We start from the raw sequence: 18,045 nt of genomic DNA, 5'->3' as shown, positions 1-18,045 counted from the left end.
CTGCGGTCGGTCCCCTTCAATCCCAGATACAACGGTCAGATTCCGGCATGAGCGAATTGGTTGCGGCGTTGCCGATGTATGACTGGCCCGAAGCGCGCGACGAGGTCGACGCCCAATGGGCGCGCTTGCGCGACGCCTTCCGGCGGAGGGGTATCGACGCGCCGCAAACGATCGTGCGCCGAAATGGCGACCTGCCGCCGGTGCCGGGTGGCATTCATGATGCCCAGGGAAAACTGATCGCGCCAGACCCGGCGACATTGCCGCCGGACGAACTCGATTTTCACAAGCTTTGGCTGCATCCTGCGCTGCTGTTTGCGCAGACCTGCTGGGGACCGATGGAACTCGGCCTGTCCAAACACGTTCAGGTGGTCGGCCAGCCGAGCTACGACGCCTGTGAAGGCGGGCAGGGCGAGCTCTATTCGAGCGCGCTGGTGATGCGGGCGGGCGAGGGGCTGGAGGTTCGATCGCCTGCGGACGGCCGCGCTCTCATCCCGCTCGATCTGATCCGCGGCAAGCGCTTCACCTTCAACAGCCTTGATTCCATGTCAGGCATCATTGCACTGACGCGCGACCTGCAAGCGGCCGGCGAAGACCTGGATATATTCTCGACGCGCAGCGAAAGCGGCGGCCATCGCGACTCGATCGTCGCTGTGGCCGAAGGCAAGGCGGATGTCGCGGCCATCGACTGCGGAAGCTGGGCGCTGGCGCAGCGTTTGGAGCCGGCGGCGCAAGCGGTGAAGGTCGTCGGCTGGACGGGACGGCGCAAAGGCCTGCCGTTCATCACCGCCGCAACGACACCGGAAAAGACGGTCAGGGCGATGCGCGAGGCACTTGCCGGACTAGCCGAGCAGCCTCGCATCCAACGGGTAGGTTGAAAGTTTTTCGTTGCCGGTTTCGGTGATGAGAATCTGCTCTTCGATCTTGACGCCTTCGCGTCCGCCCAGCCGGCCGATATAACTTTCCACGCACAGCACCATGCCTGACTCCAGCGCGCCGTCTGGGGTGTCGGGGGTCCAGTCGCTGGCATGCGGCAAGGTCGGGTATTCGTCGGCCAGGCCGACGCCGTGATAGAGAACGCCGTATCGCGTCGGAAAACAGTCTCCGGGCGGTACCGCCGAGCGTTCGACAAGGTCGCGGAACGAGGTGCCCGGCTGCATCAATTGCGTGTTGTGTTCGATCTGATCGGCGGCGATGCGGAACAGGTCGCGCTGTTCGTTGGTCGGCTCTGCATCACCGCACAGCCAGGTGCGCGACAGGTCGGCACAGAAGCCGTAGGGGCCGATCAAGTCGGTGTCGAAGGCGACCAGGTCGCCGGCTTCGGTCTTGCGCGACGAGCATTCCTGGAACCACGGGTTGGTGCGCGGGCCTGACGTCAGCAGCCGCGTCTCGATCCATTCGCCACCGCGCGCGATGTTGCCGCGATGCAGTTCGGCCCACAGCTCGTTCTCGGAAATGCCAGGCCGCAGGGCCTGCTCCATCTCGCCCATCGCCGCCTCGCAAGCGACGATGGCGCGGCGCATGGCGAGAATCTCGTCCGATGATTTGATCAGCCGCGCATTTTCCATCACCGCTTCGCCATTGCCGATCGTCACACCCAGACGGGCGAGTTCCTCGACGCCTTCCGGGTTGATGTGATCGACCGCGATGCGGCTGTTGCCGCCGCCATGTTCCCTGACCAGATCGGTAATGCCGGCGGCCCAGCGGCGGACTTTTTGCTCGGTCAGTTCGCCGCCATAGAGATACATCCATGAGACAGCCGGCCGCACCTCGTCGACGACGCCGGAATGGTCGGACAGGTGCTCGCAGGAAAAATAATCGAACAGCACCACCGGCCCGTCGGTGGCGACGAAACAATGCCGTGTCGGATTGTGCGCCACCCACAGCTGCATGTTGGTGGAATCGGTGGCGTAGCGGATGTTGACCGGGTCGTAGAGCAGGGCGCCGGCATAGTCGCGGCGCTTCAACTCGGCGCGGATGCGGTCCAGCCGGTATTGGCGCGTCGCCGGCAGATCGGGAGCGGCAATACCCGCCGCTGCCCATTCAGCTTCCGCCTGGGCGCCATAGCCCAGCACATGCTGGTTGAGCGACGCCGCCTTCTGGCGGGAAACGTCGCGCAGCGCCTCGATCGAGCCCGGCTCGAACGGCATGATCTTGCGATGGCGGCCAAAGCTGCCCTTCGGCCCAGCGCTGTCCATGACCGAACCTCAGGTCCGCATCTTCTCGCCACTCGGGTCGAACGGTGCTTCGACGTTGATGCGGGCCGGGCGCCGGTGTCCCAAGATCTCGATCTCGAACAGCCCGGCACTTTCGTCCTCGGCGAGTGCTGCCGGAATGTAACCCTGCGCCATCGACTTCTGCACATAGTGCGCATAGCCGCCTGATGTCACCCAGCCGACGACGCGCCAGTCGCCGTCGACGATGCCGCGCACGGCCGAAGCGCCTTCAGCTGCCTTGGAGCCGCGTATTTCCTCGCCGCCATCGTCGAAACGCGGCGCGCCGTAGCCATGCGGCTTTTCCACCGTGCCGTAGTCCTTGGAGACCTTGGCCCAGATCGGCTCGTCGCCCATCACATCGGCGTCGGCGGCATCGACGATGAAGGAGACGCGGCGCAGTTTTGGCCCCTGGGCCTGTTCCTTGGCGGCAGCCTCGCGGCCTATGAAATCGTTCTTCTCGAGCTTGATGAAGCGGTCCATCGCGCCTTCGAACGGTCCGTAGATCGGCCGCAACTCGCGGAACCAGGTCGGGAAGTTCTTTTCCAGGCGCATCGACAGCAAAGCGCGCATGCCGAAATCGACAAGGCCGAATTCCTCGCCGGCATCCTTGATCGCCTTATAGACAAGGCGCTGGTAGGCCGGCGCCATCCAGATCTCGTAGCCGAGATCACCGGTGTAGGTGATACGGTTGACCAAACAGGGCGCACCGCCGACCGCCATCTCGCGGAAATCCATGAAACGGAAAGCTTTTGTCGAGATGTCGACATCGACGAGCTTCTGCAAGAGGTCGCGGGACTTAGGCCCTGCGATCGACAAACCGACCAGCGTCTGGTCGAAGCGGTGGATGCGCACAGAACCATCCTTCGGCAGGTGCTTCTCGAACCAGCGCATGTGATATTTTTGCGCCGCCGACGAGCCCCAGATCATGAAGCGGTCTTCTCCGGCCTTGGCGATGGTGAAGTCGCCGATCAGCTTGCCGAATTCGTTGATCATCGGCGTCAGCACGATGCGACCGGTCTTCGGCATGCGGTTGGTCATCAGCCGGTTGAGGAAATCTTCCGCCCCTGGTCCCGACACTTCGTATTTGGCGAAGTTGGCGATCTCGGTGACGCCGACGCGCTCGCGGGTGGCGCGCACTTCCTCGCCGATCGGCCCAAAATCGTTGGAGCGGTGGAAGGAGACGATGTCCTTCGGCTCCTTGCCCTTCGGGGCAAACCAGAGCGGGGTTTCGAGACCCCAGGAGTCGCCCATGACGGCGTTGTTGGCGAGCATCGTATCGTAGAGCGGCGTCGTCTGCGCCGGGCGTGCGGCCGGCAGTTCCTCATTGGGGAAGCGGATGGAGAAGCGGCGCGAATAATTTTCGCGCACCTTGGCGTTGGTGTACCGCAGGCCGGCCCATTCGCCGAAGCGGGCGACGTCCATACCCCAAACGTCGAAGCCGGGATCGCCGTGGACCATCCAGTTCGACAGCGCCAGACCGACGCCGCCACCCTGGCTGAAGCCGGCCATAACGGCGCAGGCGCACCAGAAATTGGTCAGGCCCTGCACCGGGCCGACCAGCGGGTTGCCGTCGAGCGCGAAGGTGAAGGGGCCGTTGATGATCTGCTTGATCCCGGCCTTCTCGATGCCGGGGAAATGCTTGAAGCCGATCTCCAGCGACGGCGCAATGCGGTCGAGGTCGGGGGCGAGCAATTCATGGCCGAAATCCCACGGCGTGTTGACCGGCGACCACGGCTTGCATGCCTTTTCATAGGTGCCGAGCAGAATGCCGTTGCGCTCCTGGCGGGTGTATATCTCGCCCTTGAAGTCAAGCACGCCGATCATCTCGCGACCGGTCGACTTGTTGAATTCCTCGACCTCCGGCATTGGCTCGGTGAGCAGGTACATGTGCTCCATGGCCAGCACCGGCAGTTCGACGCCGACCATGCGGCCGATCTCACGTGCCCACAGGCCGCCGCAGTTGACGACATGCTCGGCATGAACCGTGCCTTGTTCGGTGACGACATTCCAGGTGCCGTCGACCTCTTGCGTCAGCTCGACGACGCGGTTGCGCAGCACGATCTCGGCGCCAAGCTTCTTGGCCGCCTTGGAATAGGCGATCGTGGTGCCGGACGGATCAAGATGGCCCTCGACCGGATCCCACATGGCGCCGACGAAATTGGTCTCGTCCATCAGTGGGAACATCGCCTTGGCTTCGGATGGCGTGATCAACTCGGTGTCCATGCCGAGATAGCGGCCCTTGGCATGGGCGAGCCGCAGGAAGTCCATGCGCTCCGGGGTATCTGCCATCATCACGCCGCCAGTCAGGTGCAGCGAGCAGGATTGGCCGGAAATCTCCTCGATCTCCTTGTAGAGTTGCACCGTATAGGCCTGCAGCTTGGCGACGTTGGGGTCGCCGTTCAGCGTGTGGAAGCCGCCCGCCGCGTGCCAGGACGAGCCGGAGGTAAGCTCCGAGCGCTCGATCAGCATGATGTCGGTCCAGCCGGCCTTGGCCAGATGGTAGAGAACCGAGCAGCCGACGACGCCGCCGCCGATGACAACCGCTTTTACATGAGATTTCATCAAGATAGGTCCGTTTTTGCGTAAACTGAGTCAGGTTTTTGGGTCGGCGGTGGAACGCGCCTCGACGCCGAGGTCAGCGGTCGCCGCGTGCCATTCAAAAGTCGGTCGGTGCACCGCCCTCGGACCGGCGCTTTTCGACGAAGGCGTTGAGTTCCTCGCGAATGGCCGGGTCCATATAGGGCTCTTCAAATGATGCTAGCCGTTCCTTCCACACCTTGTTGGCCTTTTCCAGCGCCGTCGGCGAGCCGGCTTCCGCCCAGGTCTCGAAATTGCGCCAGTCGGAGAGGATCGGCGAGTAGAAGGCGGTCTTGTAGCGGTCCTGCGTGTGCTGGGTGCCGAAGAAATGGCCGCCGGGACCGACCGACTGGATGGCATCGAAGCCGAGCGCTTCTTCGGACAGGTCGAGCGGGGTCAGGAACTCCGCCACCATCTGCAGCAGGTCGATGTCCAATATGGTCTTCTCATAGGAGCAGCGCAGGCCGCCCTCGAGCCAGCCGGCCGCATGCATCATCAGATTGCCGCCGCCCTGGATGGCGCCCCACAGCGAGAACACGCTCTCGTAAGCCGCCTGCGCATCGACCGTGTTGGCGGCGCAGGTGTTGGAGGTGCGGTAGGGTATGTTGTAGCGGCGGGCAAGCTGGCCGCCGACCAACTGTGCCTTCATGTATTCGGGCGTGCCGAAGGCCGGTGAACCGGACTTCATGTCGACATTGGAGGTGAAGCCGCCATAGCCGACGGGCGCGCCCTTGCGCACCATCTGGGCAAAGGCGATGCCGGACAGCGCTTCGGCGTTCTGCTGCACCAGCGCGCCGGCGATCGTCACCGGCGCCATGGCCCCTGAAAGGGTGAACGGCGTGACGACGACGACCTGGCCCTTGCTCGACATCTGGATGATGCCTTCCATCATCGGCACATCGAGCTTGAGCGGCGAATTGGTGTTGATGATGGTGAAGACCGACGGCTCCTCGAGCAACTGCTCGTGGCTGATGCCGCGCGCGATCCTGGCGATCTCGATGCCGTCGACGTTGCGCTCCTTGCCGAGCGAGTAGATGTGAAACACCTTGTCGGTCAGCGTGGCGAGGTCGCGGACGCACTCCAGGTGCCTGACCGACGGATGGATATCGGTCGGCTCGACCGGATAGCCGCCGGTGCAGTTCAGGATGTTGTGCATCTGAGCGAGCTTGAGGAAGTTGCGGTAATCCTGCTGGTTGCCGGGCCGGCGGCCGCGGTCGATGTCGGAGCAGTTGGGCGCCGATGCCATCATCGAGATGATCAGATTGTTGCCGCCGAAGCGCACATTGTGCGCCGGGTTGCGCGAGTGGATGGTGAACTCCGAAGGGCAGTTCGACACCAGCTCGAGGATCATGTCGCTGTCGAAGCGCACCCGCTCGCTGCCGTCGCGCACGTCGGCGCCATGCGCCTTCATGATGCGGCGGGCCTCGTCATGCAGAACATCGACGCCGATTTCCCTCAGCACGCGCAAGGAGGCGAGATGGATCGATTCCAGCTCGTCGTCCGAAACCAGCCTGGTCGGCGCGAGTGGGTTCTTCAGCTGGCGGAAAGCCGGCTGCTCGAACGCGGCCGAACCGCCGGCGCGCTTTCCAGCGCGGCCGCCACGACGGGCGCGGTCGGTGGCCAATGCCGGTTCTGCAGGTTGTAGGGCGGCGGTCATGGTGGTCCTCGTACGATGCGGTAGCGGGCGGCATAATGGACCGGCGACCCGCCGGTCGTTGCGGAGGCGGCGACCACTAGGGCGAGGGAAGCGACATGCCGGAACGGCAGTTGCACGGCAAGAATATCGCCCCGATCGCGGCGATGCGCTGGCCTGGGACCAGCGGCCGGATCGACGCTAAGTGAAACGCGTTACACATCCGTCTTTTACTTCTGCTATATTGGCGCGCCGAACGTCTCTGGAGGGAAAGCCATGCCTGACGTCGTCAAAGTGCGCGCCGCGACAAACAACGAAGTCGCGTTCCTTTCCTGGGATATAGACGGCATGATCCCTGGCTGCCTCGGGTTCGAGATCGTGCGCATCTATCCCGACACTGGCGAGGAACGCTGCCTCGCCTCCTGGGTGCCTTTCAAGGGCCAACGCAATCCACGATGGATTCCCCAGGATACCGGCGTCTGGCCGGTGCAGAAGACTTTCTGGCGCGATCTCACCGTGCGGCGGCGGCGCGACAGCATCGACGTCAGGCCAGAGGGTGAAATGATAGCCTACCGGGTGCGGCCGGTCGGCGACATGAAGCCGGGTCTCGACCCGGTGCCGGTGCGACCCGATCAGATCGTCGATGGCAAACCCGCCTATACCGGGCCGGCGCGCCCGCTCGGTTATCTCGGCCAGGGTGCAGTCAGCCCACCGATCTTTCTCGGGCAGATGTTCGGCAAGGCGCGGGTTGCCTTCACCAATGGAGTGCTGTCGACGCAATGGATGTCGCATGCGCTGCAAGAGGCCGGCATCAAGGTCGGGCAGCGCGACAAGATCAGGGCGGTGCTGCAGGATCCGACCAGCAAGATACGCGCCTATCTGCATGGCGATGTGCCTGACGTGCTGACCAGCCTGCTGAAACGGGCCAAGACCGAAGGCGGAACCGTCAGGCTGGCGCTCTACGAGCTTGGCGACGACGAGATTTGCGACGCGATCGTCGCCGCCAAGGATGTCGTCGAGGTCATTCTTGCCAATTCGGGCAGGGACGACCAGACCAAGGCCTGGGACGCCGGCAACGCGCCGTACAGGAAGCGCTTGCACGACGCGGGCGTCGTGGTGAGCGACCGCCTGTTCAACAACAACCATATCGGCCACAACAAGTTTGCCGTCTACCGCGATGCCCAGGGCAAGCCGCAAGCGGTGATGACCGGCAGCACCAACTGGACGTCGACGGGCATTTGCGGACAGTCCAACAACGCCTTCATCCGCGACGATCCGGCGATGGCCGAGATATTCGACGCCTATTGGCAGCGCATGAAGGCCGATGTGTTCCCGCCGCCAGCCTCGGAAAGCGCTGCCGGCCACGTCGTGCAGACGCAAGGCGTGCCGTTTCGTAGGGAAAACCACCTGCCCAATCCGCTGAACGGCGCCACGGGAACGCTGGACGGCATGACGGTCTGGTTCTCTCCCAACGATCCCGACCGCAACAAGAAGGACATCTCGGTGCGGCCGGTCGACCTCGAGGATGTCTTCGCCCGCATCAAGGCGGCGAAGCGCGCGGTGCTGTTCCTGGTGTTCAATCCGTCGCTGCTCGGCGAAAACTCGATCGTCGACCAGGCGGTCGCGGCAGCCAAGGCCGATCCGAATCTGATCGTGCAAGGCGCGATCAGCGACGAAACCGCGATGCCCAATTATGTCGCGCCGACCAAGGATCCGGTCACCCACAAGTCCAACAAGGACGGCAAGTCGCCCTTCGTCTTTCCGGAGAAGGTCTGGGAGATGCCGAACGTTTCCATCGTGCGGGCCGCAAACCTGACTGGCGCCACGATCGCCCGCGACTTCCAGGCAGAAGTACTGACCGTCGGCCATGCGATCGTGCACGACAAGATCGTCATCATCGACCCGATGGAGGACAATGCCACGGTCATCACCGGCAGCCACAATCTCGGTTACAAGGCTTCCTACGAGAATGACGAGAACATGGTGATCGTGGAGGGCGACAAGACCTTCGCCGCCGCCTATGCGGTGCATATGCTCGACGTGTTCGACCACTACAAGTTCCGCGCCTGGCGCAGGACGATCGGCAAGGGACCTTCCGACGATGACGGGATTTCCATCGACGACAAGTGGCTGAAGCCGTACGCCGACGGCAAGAAGGGGGCTATCGCCCGGTATTTTCCGTAGCCTCCACCAGGTTCAGCACCTGCCTCCATTCGATGAGCGACCGATCGGCTTCAGCCGACAGGACGGGTCCGGTGGCGCAAGCGGATTTCGTCGTCCGGCCCTTCCTTTCCCCAAATCGAACCAGTAGCTAGTCGGGCTTGCCGGCGGGATAGCCTGCACTTTCACATGGATGACAGTATCAGCATGGTCGCGACCGGCTCGAGCGAAGGCGAAGCGGGAACGCAGTGGGCAGCGCTTGCCGGTGTCACCGCAGCACTTGCCATGTTCGGCGCCGCGCAAGGGCTGAGCTCGCCGCTGTTCACGCTGCTGATGCAGAAGCAGGGAATGTCGCCGGCGCTGATCGGCTTGTCGGCGGCGATGATGCCGCTCGGCCTGATCCTTTCGGCTTCCTTCGTGCCGGCCGCGGTGCGGCTGGTCGGCGCACGCACGCTGGCGGTCGGCTGCTCGCTGATCGGCGCGCTCTGCTTCCTGGGCGTCGGCTATCTGCAGGACTGGGTGGCCTGGTTCGTCATCCGCTTCATCATCGGCGTGGTCATCAATCCGCTCTACATCCTTGGCGAGGTCTGGGCGCTGTCGCTGGCGCCGCCATCGCGACGGGGCCGGGTCATGGGTGTGTTCAACACGCTGCTGGGCGCCGGCTATGCGGCCGGGCCGTTCGCACTGACCCTGCTGGGCACGTCGGGCTGGGCTCCCTTCCTGGTCGGTGTCGCCGGCTTCACGCTCTGCGCGGTGATCCTGCACGCCGTCTCTTCCAGGCTCACCGGCTTCGAGGATGACGGCCAACCTGCCAGCGGCCTAGTCGGCTTTGCCAAGGTGGCGCCGGCACTGCTGCTTGCCGTCCTGGTTTCGGCCGCGGTCCAGCAAAGCACCTATGCGCTGCTGCCGGTGTTCGGCGCCAGCTACGGCCTGGCGGAGGCCGTGCTTGCCTCGCTGGTGATGGCGCTTTCGCTGGGCAACATCCTGCTGCAGATCCCACTCGGCCTGCTGGCGGAGCGTTTTGGCGGTCGTGCCATGATCATCGTCTGTGCGCTGGCAACCGCGACTTGCGCGCTCTTGCTGCCGCTGCTGGTCATGACGCCGCTGATCTGGGTCGTGCTGCTGGTGATGGGCGCCGTCGGCTACGGCGTCTACACAATGGCGCTGGTCGAACTGGGCAGCCGCTTCAAGGGCTCGGTGCTGGTCGCCGGCAACGCCGCCTTCGCGCTGATGTGGGGCGTCGGCGGTATTGTCGGCCCGCCGGGTGCCGGGCTGCTCATGCAAGGCATCGGCCCGCTCGGCCTGCCGGTCGTGATCGCCGGTCTCGACGCGTTGCTGGTGATGTTCGCGCTGTATCGCTCGTCCGTGCGCCGGAGCGGCAAGGCATGATCACGAACGGTTCGAGCGACAGTGAGACCGCGATGCAGTGGGCGGCGATCACCGGCGTGATCGCGACCGTCTCGGTGTTCGCCATCGCGCAAGGCCTGTCCTATCCGCTGCTGAGCTTCATCCTGCAGCGCCAGGGCGTCTCACCGGCGATGATCGGCCTGTCGGCGGCAATGACACCGATAGGTTTCATCGTCTCGTCACCACTGATCCCGGCGCTGGCGCGCCGGTTCGGGGCAGGGCGCACGGCACTCTCCTGCGCGGCGCTTTCGGCGATCGTGCTGGTGCTGATCGGCTGGACGCAGGATGTCTATCTGTGGTTTCCGCTGCGCTTCCTGATTGGCGTGGTGACCAACCCGCTTTACGTGCTGAGCGAGATCTGGGTGATCGCGCTGGCGCCGCCGGCCCGGCGCGCACGCGTCATGGGCGTCTATTCGACGATCATCTCGGCCGGCTTCGCAGCCGGGCCGCTTTGCCTGCTTGCCGTCGGCACGGAGGGCTGGCCGCCCTTCCTCGTCGGCATTTTGGCCTTCGTGCTGTGCGGCATCTGCCTGGCCTCGGTGCTGCCGCGTCTGCCCAAGGTCGACGAGGCCGGGCATCGCGTTTCCGTCCTGGGCTTCGTGCCCTTGGCGTGGCTGCTTTTGTTTGCCGTTATCGTGGCCGCCGGCTTCGAGCAGGGCGCGCTGGCCTTGCTGCCCGTCTATGGCACCCATCACGGCATCACTGAGACCCGCATGTCGGCGCTGCTTTCGGTGATGATCGCCGGGAACATCGCCATGCAGGTGCCACTTGGCCTGTTGGCCGAAAGGCTCTCAGCGCGCCTGGTGCGGCTTGCCTGTGTCGCCATCACGGTGCTCGGCTGCCTGCTCCTGCCGTTTCTCATCGAGACGCCACTGATCTGGCCGATGATCTTTGTCTGGGGTGCGGTTTCCTACGGCATCTACACGATGTCGATCATCGAGCTCGGCGAGCGCTTCACCGGCTCGACACTGGTTGCCGGCAACGCCGCCTTCTCCCTGATGTGGGGCGTCGGCGGCATCGCAGTGCCGCCGCTGGCCGGCACAGCGATGGATGTTCTGGGTGCAAGAGGCCTGCCGATTATCCTTGGCCTAATGTGTCTGGCGCTGGCGGTTGCGAGCATCGTTGGTCGAAGGTCAGCCTGACCCGATTGTGGGATGCCGCAGCTCGTCATCGACTTGCCATCTCGAAATTGCCCATATGTCACAATGCGCGTGACGTTCCTCAGGGTGCTTCCGGCGCAGCATGTCCTGAATTTCGACGGCACGATCAAAGTCGGGTATCAGGCCAAACTGAGACAACTCCGAATTCGTGAACACGTCGGGAAAACCGCCGCAGTTGGTCAACGCGCTTATGGAACCTTCTTGATCCAACAAGTCGTAGCCCAGGAAGATGAAACCGCCCCAATCAATCGAATGCACGTCCGTCGACGGCTTTCGAATTACGCTTAAGATATTCAATTCGTTCGTACCCGCCAGTTGCGAAAGCAGAAACTCCAGGTCCACAAAGAAATCGAGCATCCAGTCCTCGTTGACAATGTGGGGCCAGTAGCTGTCCTTTGTCTCGCCAAGCGCGACCCGGCCGAGCATTCCATCGAGGGTGACGACTTCGGTCAGTTGGGTTAGGCCCGACCACTCGATGTATTTCGTCCATTCCGTGCCGCTGGACGGATCAAATCTCTCTTTCGCAATGTAGAGAAATTGCATCAGGTTTCCTCGTAGCGACACATGGCCGGATAAGGTTTCGCACTTGATGCTGTATGGCGGGTCGCTTCTTTCGCGCGTTCCAATTGAATTTCGGTAGTGGCATGACGATGTGTGCGACACCGAGCCTTGATGAGTTTACCGGAGACCCTATGACCAAGTCGACCACGCAGACCCTGCCAAATTCCACCCCTTCGACCGAAGATCCCTTTCTCTGGCTGGAGGACAGGACAGCCAAGCAGTCGCTCGACTGGGTGCATGGTCAGAACGAGGTAACGGTCGGTGAACTGCAGGGCGATCCGTCCTATCAGGCGTCGTTCCAGACCGCGCTCGACCTGATGACTGCCGAGGACAACATCGCAGTCGGTGCCGCGATTGCCGGCCATGTCTACAATTTCTGGCAGGACAAGACCAATGTGCTCGGGCTGTGGCGCCGCACGACGGTGGCTTCCTACAAGACCGAGAAGGCCGACTGGGAAACGATCGTCGACTTCGACCAGCTTGCGGCCAAGGACGGAATCAAGTGGGTGTTCAGCGGTGCCAGCCGGCTCTATCCGGACTTCAACCTCTGCCTTGTCTCGATGTCGCCGGATGGCGGTGACGCCAGCGAGATGCGCGAATTCGACATCGCGACCAAATCCTTTGTCGAGGATGGATTTCGCGCACCCGCTTCCAAGTCGGGCTTCGGCTGGCTGGACAAGGACACCGTCATCGTCTCGGCGGCTTTCGAGGAGGAGGACAAGACGCAATCCGGTTATCCGCGCGTGGTCAAGCTGTGGAAGCGCGGCACCAAACTGGAAGACGCGACACCGATCTTCGAGGGGCGGAAGGAAGATCTCGCGGTTGGCGCTGGCGTCGAGTTCGACGGCGACAGACGTTATCTGATCCTGGCCCGGACGCTCGATTTCTTCGCCTCACATATCTTCCTGCGGCTGCCTTCCGGCGAGAACAAACGCCTGCCGTTGCCTGACTACGTGACCGATACGGCGATCTTCAAGGATCAACTCGTCTTCGGCGTGCGCAGCCCGTGGACGGCGCCCGACGGCACTTCGTGCAAGCCTGATGGTCTCTATTCGCTGGATCTGGCACACTGGGTCGAGGCTGGCACGCTCGGCCCAGTGGAGACCTTGCTGGAGCCGGCGTATCGCGTGTCGATTGCCGGCATTGCCCGCACGCAGGACCGCCTGTTCATCAATCTGATGGACAACGTGCGCGGCAAGGTAGTCGTCTGCGAGCGCAAGGATCGCGGCTGGTCGCAGAAGCCCGTGGCACTGCCCGAGAACGGCAATGTCGGCATCAGCCACGCCGAGCATTTCGGCTCCAGCGTTTCCTTCTCCTTCACCGACTTCCTGACGCCGAGTTCGATCATCTGGTCGGACGACGATGGCGAGACGCTCGCCACCGTGAAGTCGCAGCCGGCCCGCTTCGATGCGTCGCCGCTGATCTCGGAGCAGTTCGAGGCGCGCTCGAAGGACGGCACGATGATCCCGTACTTCGTCGTCCGGCGGCGCGACCAGAAGGGTCCGGTGCCGACGCTGCTTTATGGCTATGGTGGTTTCGAAGTCCCGCTTCTGCCAAGCTATGCCGGCGTGCGCGGCAGGCTGTGGCTGGAAAGGGGCAATGCCTATGTCCAAGCCTGTATTCGCGGCGGCGGAGAGTTCGGCCCGGCCTGGCATCAGGCGGCGCTCAAGGGCAACCGCCAGAACGCCTTCGACGATTTCGCCGCGGTCGCGCAGGACGTCGTCAAGCGCGGCATTGCGACGGCCGCTTCGCTCGGCATCCAGGGCGGCTCGAACGGCGGCTTGCTGACCGGCGTTTCCATGACGCAGCATCCCGAGTTTTTCGGTGCCGTGATCATCGAGGTGCCGCTGCTCGACATGCTGCGCTACACCGAATTGCCGCCAGGTGCCTCCTGGATGGCCGAATATGGCGATCCGTCGAAACCGGAAGATGCGAAGTGGCTTTCGGCCTATTCGCCCTACCAGCATGTTGCGGCCGATGCCGCCTATCCTCCGGTGCTACTGACCACCTCGACCGCTGACGACCGCGTCCATCCCGGTCATGCGCGCAAGATGGCGGCCCGCCTGCAGGAAGCCGGCCACACCCGGACGCTGTTCTTCGAGGAGACCGAGGGCGGACATGGTGGACGCGGCGACCGCCGGCCGCAGGCGGCGCAGACGGCGATGAAATATGTGTTCCTACAAAGGGCGCTGAGCGGCAAGGCATGAGCCGAAGTCTCGGCGCTGCAAACGCAAAGGGTGGTTCACTTCGACCGCCCTTTGCTCGCTCTTTGTTTTGATGCAATTCCCTGAGGGAGAGCGCTACGAGCTTTTCCCGGGAAAACCGCTTCACTCTTTTCCCGGAATTGCTCTAAGGTGCCGTCCATGGCTTTCGTCAGGACTTTGGCTCCCGTATTTGGGGCTCGCGCATTCCGGGTCGCGGTGACACCGTCACCGCGCACGCTGCGCGCCGAGCTTCTGCGCCTGTGCGCCCGCATCGGTTATTCACCACCTGCTTGCCTCTGACGCATTCGCTCCCGGCACGGCCGGATAGAATCCAGAGGAAAGATCAGATCAATGACCTATCAGAATTATTCGCTGAAGCAGCTTCAGCAGATCGACGCCGCGCACCATCTCCACCCGTTCACCGACCATAAGGAATTGCGCGAAGCCGGCTCGCGCATCATCACCCATGCCAACGGGCCGTTCATCTACGATACCGAGGGGACTGAGATCCTCGACGGCATGGCCGGGCTGTGGTGCGTCAACATCGGCTATGGCCGCGACGAACTGGCCGAGGCCGCCTACGCGCAGATGAAGGAGCTGCCCTACTACAACTCCTTCTTCAAATGCTCGACGCCGACGCCGGTGCTGTTGTCCAAGAAGCTGGCGGAGATCGCGCCGAAGCACGTCAACCAGGTGTTCTACGGCTCGTCTGGGTCGGAAGCCAACGACACGGCGCTGCGCCTTGTCCGCCACTACTGGGTGCTGGAAGGCAAGCCGGAGAAGAACCGCATCATCTCGCGAAAGATGGCCTATCACGGCTCGACCGTTGCCGGCACCTCGCTCGGCGGCATGGACGCCATGCACAAGCAGCTCGGCGGCGCGGTGCCCAACATCGTCCATGTGATGATGCCTTATGCCTATGAACTCGCACTGCCGGGCGAGAGCGATCATGACTTCGGCCTGCGGGCGGCCAAGGCCGTCGAGGATGCGATCCTCGAAGCCGGTGCCGACAAAGTTGCGGCCTTCATCGGCGAGCCGGTGATGGGGGCAGGCGGCGTGAAGATACCGCCGGTCAGCTACTGGCCGGAAGTGCAGCGCATCTGCCGCAAATACGATGTCCTGCTGATGCTGGACGAGGTCATCACCGGCTACGGCCGCACCGGTGAATGGTTCGCATCACAAACGCTCGGCATCGAGCCGGACACCATCACCACGGCCAAGGCACTGACCTCGGGCTACCAGCCGCTGTCGGCATTGCTGGTCGGCGACCGCATCGCCGCGACCCTGGTCGGGAAGGGCGGCGAGTTCAATCACGGCTATACCTATTCTGGTCATCCGGTGGCCTGTGCCGTGGCGCTGAAGAACCTTGAGATCATCGAGCGGGAAGGGCTGGTCGATCGCGTCAGGAACGATACCGGGCCGTATTTCGCCAAGGCGTTGCAGGAGCGCATTGCCGGGCATGATCTGGTCGGCGAGGTGCGCTCGATCGGGCTGATGGGCGCGATCGAAATCGTCAAGGACAAGGCCACCAAGGAGCGGTTCCTGCCGTCGGGAAGTGCGGCGGTGACCGTGCGCGACCATGCGATCGCGCACGGCATGATGCTGCGCGCCACCGGCGACACGATGATCCTGTCGCCGCCGCTGATCTGGACCCGTGACACGATCGACATGGCTTGCGAGCGCATCTCCAAGGCGCTGGACCTGGCGCAGGCGGATCTGCGCAAGCGATAGGGATCGGTACCTCGACCGGGCGTTCTCGATGAGAATGCCCGGCTTCGAGAAACATTTCGTGGGGGAACGAATTTCACCCTCAGCGCTTAGTGTGCGGGTCAGCAGCCGACGTGGCTGCGACAAGGGGACTGTTTCCATGAAAAAGACCGGCAAGAGCCGACGGCTGCAACATGCAGCCAGCATCGGCGGTGACCTGATGCTGGCGCCGATGGTGGCGCTGATGCGGCTGCCGTTGATGGCGTTGGATGCCGGGAGCGGGAAGCCATGGGGCACGGAGACGGCGCGCGCGGTGAACGAGAAGACCGTGGCGATGGCCGAAGGGGCGTTTGCGGCGCAAATGTCCTTCCTGCATTCGGCATCGCGGTTCTGGCCGGAAATCCTTGCCGGCCGCACGCCGTCGTTGTTCAACGGCGTCGCTGCGGAACGGTCGATCAGCGCCGCGCTGAAGCCGGCAAGCCGTACGGTGAAGGCGAATTTTCGCCGGCTTTCCAACAAGGCCTGACAAAGAAAGGCCGTTCGGGAAAAACCGATTCCCGTTTTTCGAGGTCATACGCTAGAACCCATGAAGCACATCTGCCGATGGGGGAACATCATGGCCGGACAGCCGCTTAACCAGCCTGCCGAAATTCCGGCCGAACTTGACCGCTGGAACTGGGGCGCCTTCTTCCTCAACTGGATCTGGGGTATCGGCAACAGCACCTTCATCGCGCTGCTGGCACTGATCCCTGTCGTCAACATCGTCATGATCATCGTACTGGGTGCGCGCGGCAGCCGCTGGGCCTGGCAGAACCGCGCCTGGCGCGACGCGGAACAGTTCCGCAAGACGCAACGCAACTGGGCGATCGCCGGCCTTGTCATCTGGGTGGTCAGCATCGGCGGCTGTGCGGCGATGGTCGGCGGCATTCCTTACGTGCTGAAAGGCAGCGATGCCTATCACATGACCATGGACAAGCTTCGCGGCGACGACCGCGTCAAGGCCGCCCTCGGTGATGACCTGACCGAGAGTTTCTGGGTCGGTGGCCATCTCAATGTCAACGCGAATGGGCAGGGCGATGCCCAGTTCAGCATTCCGGTCCATGGCGCCAAGGGCAAGGGCACCGCCTTCTCGACCGCTGTCCGGACAGCAGGCACGTGGAGCCTGCGCCTGCTGGTCGTCAGGGTCGAGGGAGCCGATGCACCGATCGTGCTGATCAATGAAGATCATGTCGCGATCCCGAATGCGGCAATCGGTATATAAAACAGGCTGCAATGATGAAATGCAAAAACCGCGCTCCATCGGGAACGCGGCTTTGCCAGATACGCATGGCGTTTCGCTACGCAAACACTTGGCGAAACTTACGGGCTCCGGTACGCGAGACCTGATCCGGAGCGCCGGGCGGATGCGATATGTCCGCCTCGCATTCCGTTTTACAGAAACATCGTTACCGGGGGGTTATCGAGAGCTTAAGCAAACCTAAATTTGACCGGTTTCTCTCAAGATAAGCAAAAAAACCAGTTATATTAGGAGCTTATGGATTGGCTCCGCGCAGAAAATTAATGATTCCGGAAAAATCGGCGCCTGCATGCCCCTGGGCGTTGAACAGCGCATAGAGCTGAGCCGCCTCAGCACCAAGCGGGGTCACCGCGCCGCATCCTTGTGCTGCCTCCTGCGCCAGCCTCAGGTCCTTCAGCATCAGAGCGGCGGCAAAGCCCGGCTTGTAGTCGCGGTTGGCGGGCGAGGTCGGCACAGGGCCGGGCACCGGGCAGTAGGTGGTCAGCGACCAGCACTGGCCGGACGAAGTCGAGGCGACGTCGAACAGCGCCTGGTGCGAGAGGCCGAGCCTTTCCGCCAGCACGAAGGCCTCGGCGACGCCGATCATCGAAATGCCGAGGATCATGTTGTTGCAGATCTTGGCGGCCTGTCCTGCGCCGTCGCCGCCGCAATGGACGATACGCCCGGCCATCGGCTTCAGGATCGGCTCGGCGGCGGCGAAGGCATTGTCGGAGCCACCGGCCATGAAGGTCAGTGTGCCGGCCGCCGCACCGCCGGTGCCGCCTGAGACCGGTGCGTCGATGGACAGCAGGCCGTGCCTGGTGGCGACGGCATGCGCCTTGCGGGCCGATTCGACATCGATGGTCGAGGAATCAATGAACAGCGCGCCCTTTTTGGCCTTGGGAGCAATGTCTTCATAGACCGACAGCACATGCTTGCCAGCCGGCAGCATGGTGACCACCACATCGGCGTCCTTCACCGCGGCCGGTGCATTGGCCATAATGATGACGCCATGCTCGCGGGCGACCGTCAGATTCTCCGGCATCAGGTCGAAGCCATGCACGGCATGCCCGGCCTTGACCAGATTGGCCGCCATTGGATTGCCCATGTTGCCGAGCCCGATGAAGGCGATCGTCGTCATTGTCTG

The 18,045-nt window shown here is 63.2% G+C and carries 13 protein-coding genes; 8 read left to right on the top strand and 5 right to left on the bottom strand.

Annotated features, from left to right (window positions below):
* Positions 1–47 precede the first annotated feature (47 nt).
* A complete protein-coding gene (locus tag AC1D08_RS08630) occupies positions 48–875 on the top strand; it encodes a phosphate/phosphite/phosphonate ABC transporter substrate-binding protein (protein ID WP_457154107.1) in 828 nt (275 codons plus the stop codon).
* On the opposite strand, the gene AC1D08_RS08625 is transcribed toward AC1D08_RS08630, so the two are convergent.
* From AC1D08_RS08625 to AC1D08_RS08615, 3 genes are all read right to left on the bottom strand, one after another.
* Positions 840–2,195: a M24 family metallopeptidase gene (locus AC1D08_RS08625; RefSeq protein WP_457154106.1), complete on the bottom strand. Its 1,356-nt coding sequence runs from the start codon at positions 2,193–2,195 to the stop codon at positions 840–842. The two genes, AC1D08_RS08630 and AC1D08_RS08625, sit on opposite strands and share 36 nt — an antisense overlap.
* A gap of 9 nt (positions 2,196–2,204) precedes the next feature.
* A complete protein-coding gene (locus tag AC1D08_RS08620; RefSeq protein WP_457154105.1) occupies positions 2,205–4,775 on the bottom strand; it encodes a GcvT family protein in 2,571 nt (856 codons plus the stop codon).
* Positions 4,776–4,869: 94 nt separating this feature from the next.
* A complete protein-coding gene (locus AC1D08_RS08615) occupies positions 4,870–6,447 on the bottom strand; it encodes a trimethylamine methyltransferase family protein (protein WP_477227528.1) in 1,578 nt (525 codons plus the stop codon).
* Between the two features lie 252 nt (positions 6,448–6,699).
* Here AC1D08_RS08615 and AC1D08_RS08610 point away from each other — a divergent pair, with 252 nt between their 5' ends.
* The 3 genes from AC1D08_RS08610 (at position 6,700) to AC1D08_RS08600 (ending at position 11,132) form a co-directional block, all read left to right on the top strand.
* Positions 6,700–8,607 (top strand): phospholipase D-like domain-containing protein, encoded by a 1,908-nt coding sequence (locus tag AC1D08_RS08610; RefSeq protein WP_477422962.1) that lies wholly within the window; start codon positions 6,700–6,702, stop codon positions 8,605–8,607.
* 183 nt (positions 8,608–8,790) lie between these two features.
* Entirely contained in the window at positions 8,791–9,972 is a 1,182-nt protein-coding gene (locus AC1D08_RS08605) for an MFS transporter (RefSeq protein ID WP_457152103.1), read from the top strand.
* On the top strand, positions 9,969–11,132 hold the full coding sequence (locus AC1D08_RS08600) for an MFS transporter (RefSeq protein WP_457152092.1): 1,164 nt from the start codon (positions 9,969–9,971) through the stop codon (positions 11,130–11,132). Before AC1D08_RS08605 ends, AC1D08_RS08600 begins: the two co-directional genes overlap by 4 nt.
* Here AC1D08_RS08600 and AC1D08_RS08595 read toward each other — a convergent pair.
* A complete protein-coding gene (locus AC1D08_RS08595) occupies positions 11,124–11,693 on the bottom strand; it encodes a hypothetical protein (protein ID WP_457152093.1) in 570 nt (189 codons plus the stop codon). The two genes, AC1D08_RS08600 and AC1D08_RS08595, sit on opposite strands and share 9 nt — an antisense overlap.
* Before the next feature lie 149 nt (positions 11,694–11,842).
* Here AC1D08_RS08595 and AC1D08_RS08590 point away from each other — a divergent pair, with 149 nt between their 5' ends.
* From AC1D08_RS08590 to AC1D08_RS08575, 4 genes are all read left to right on the top strand, one after another.
* The gene (locus AC1D08_RS08590; protein WP_477422960.1) at positions 11,843–13,918 is read left to right on the top strand and encodes a prolyl oligopeptidase family serine peptidase; all 2,076 of its coding nucleotides are present in this window, start codon (positions 11,843–11,845) and stop codon (positions 13,916–13,918) included.
* A 348-nt stretch (positions 13,919–14,266) separates the two neighbouring features.
* Positions 14,267–15,646: an aspartate aminotransferase family protein gene (locus AC1D08_RS08585; RefSeq protein ID WP_477416879.1), complete on the top strand. Its 1,380-nt coding sequence runs from the start codon at positions 14,267–14,269 to the stop codon at positions 15,644–15,646.
* A 136-nt stretch (positions 15,647–15,782) separates the two neighbouring features.
* Complete coding sequence (locus tag AC1D08_RS08580; RefSeq protein ID WP_457152096.1) at positions 15,783–16,148, top strand: hypothetical protein; 366 nt, start codon at positions 15,783–15,785, stop codon at positions 16,146–16,148.
* Positions 16,149–16,238: 90 nt separating this feature from the next.
* A complete protein-coding gene (locus AC1D08_RS08575) occupies positions 16,239–16,883 on the top strand; it encodes a cytochrome c oxidase assembly factor Coa1 family protein (RefSeq protein WP_457152097.1) in 645 nt (214 codons plus the stop codon).
* 271 nt (positions 16,884–17,154) lie between these two features.
* On the opposite strand, the gene mmsB is transcribed toward AC1D08_RS08575, so the two are convergent.
* The gene (gene mmsB / locus AC1D08_RS08570; RefSeq protein ID WP_457152098.1) at positions 17,155–18,039 is read right to left on the bottom strand and encodes a 3-hydroxyisobutyrate dehydrogenase; all 885 of its coding nucleotides are present in this window, start codon (positions 18,037–18,039) and stop codon (positions 17,155–17,157) included.
* Positions 18,040–18,045: the final 6 nt, after the last annotated feature.

The organism is Mesorhizobium sp. P2_E6 (assembly GCF_056403835.1).
Note: the sequence above shows the minus strand (reverse complement) of the source record. Positions and strands in the feature narration are given on the sequence as shown.

Coding starts and splice junctions, on each gene's coding strand:
- AC1D08_RS08630 (WP_457154107.1), top strand. CDS start 48: ATGAGCGAATTGGTTGCGGCGTTGCCGATGTATGACTGGCCCGAAGCG.
- AC1D08_RS08625 (WP_457154106.1), bottom strand. CDS start 2,195: ATGGACAGCGCTGGGCCGAAGGGCAGCTTTGGCCGCCATCGCAAGATC.
- AC1D08_RS08620 (WP_457154105.1), bottom strand. CDS start 4,775: ATGAAATCTCATGTAAAAGCGGTTGTCATCGGCGGCGGCGTCGTCGGC.
- AC1D08_RS08615 (WP_477227528.1), bottom strand. CDS start 6,447: ATGACCGCCGCCCTACAACCTGCAGAACCGGCATTGGCCACCGACCGC.
- AC1D08_RS08610 (WP_477422962.1), top strand. CDS start 6,700: ATGCCTGACGTCGTCAAAGTGCGCGCCGCGACAAACAACGAAGTCGCG.
- AC1D08_RS08605 (WP_457152103.1), top strand. CDS start 8,791: ATGGTCGCGACCGGCTCGAGCGAAGGCGAAGCGGGAACGCAGTGGGCA.
- AC1D08_RS08600 (WP_457152092.1), top strand. CDS start 9,969: ATGATCACGAACGGTTCGAGCGACAGTGAGACCGCGATGCAGTGGGCG.
- AC1D08_RS08595 (WP_457152093.1), bottom strand. CDS start 11,693: ATGCAATTTCTCTACATTGCGAAAGAGAGATTTGATCCGTCCAGCGGC.
- AC1D08_RS08590 (WP_477422960.1), top strand. CDS start 11,843: ATGACCAAGTCGACCACGCAGACCCTGCCAAATTCCACCCCTTCGACC.
- AC1D08_RS08585 (WP_477416879.1), top strand. CDS start 14,267: ATGACCTATCAGAATTATTCGCTGAAGCAGCTTCAGCAGATCGACGCC.
- AC1D08_RS08580 (WP_457152096.1), top strand. CDS start 15,783: ATGAAAAAGACCGGCAAGAGCCGACGGCTGCAACATGCAGCCAGCATC.
- AC1D08_RS08575 (WP_457152097.1), top strand. CDS start 16,239: ATGGCCGGACAGCCGCTTAACCAGCCTGCCGAAATTCCGGCCGAACTT.
- mmsB (WP_457152098.1), bottom strand. CDS start 18,039: ATGACGACGATCGCCTTCATCGGGCTCGGCAACATGGGCAATCCAATG.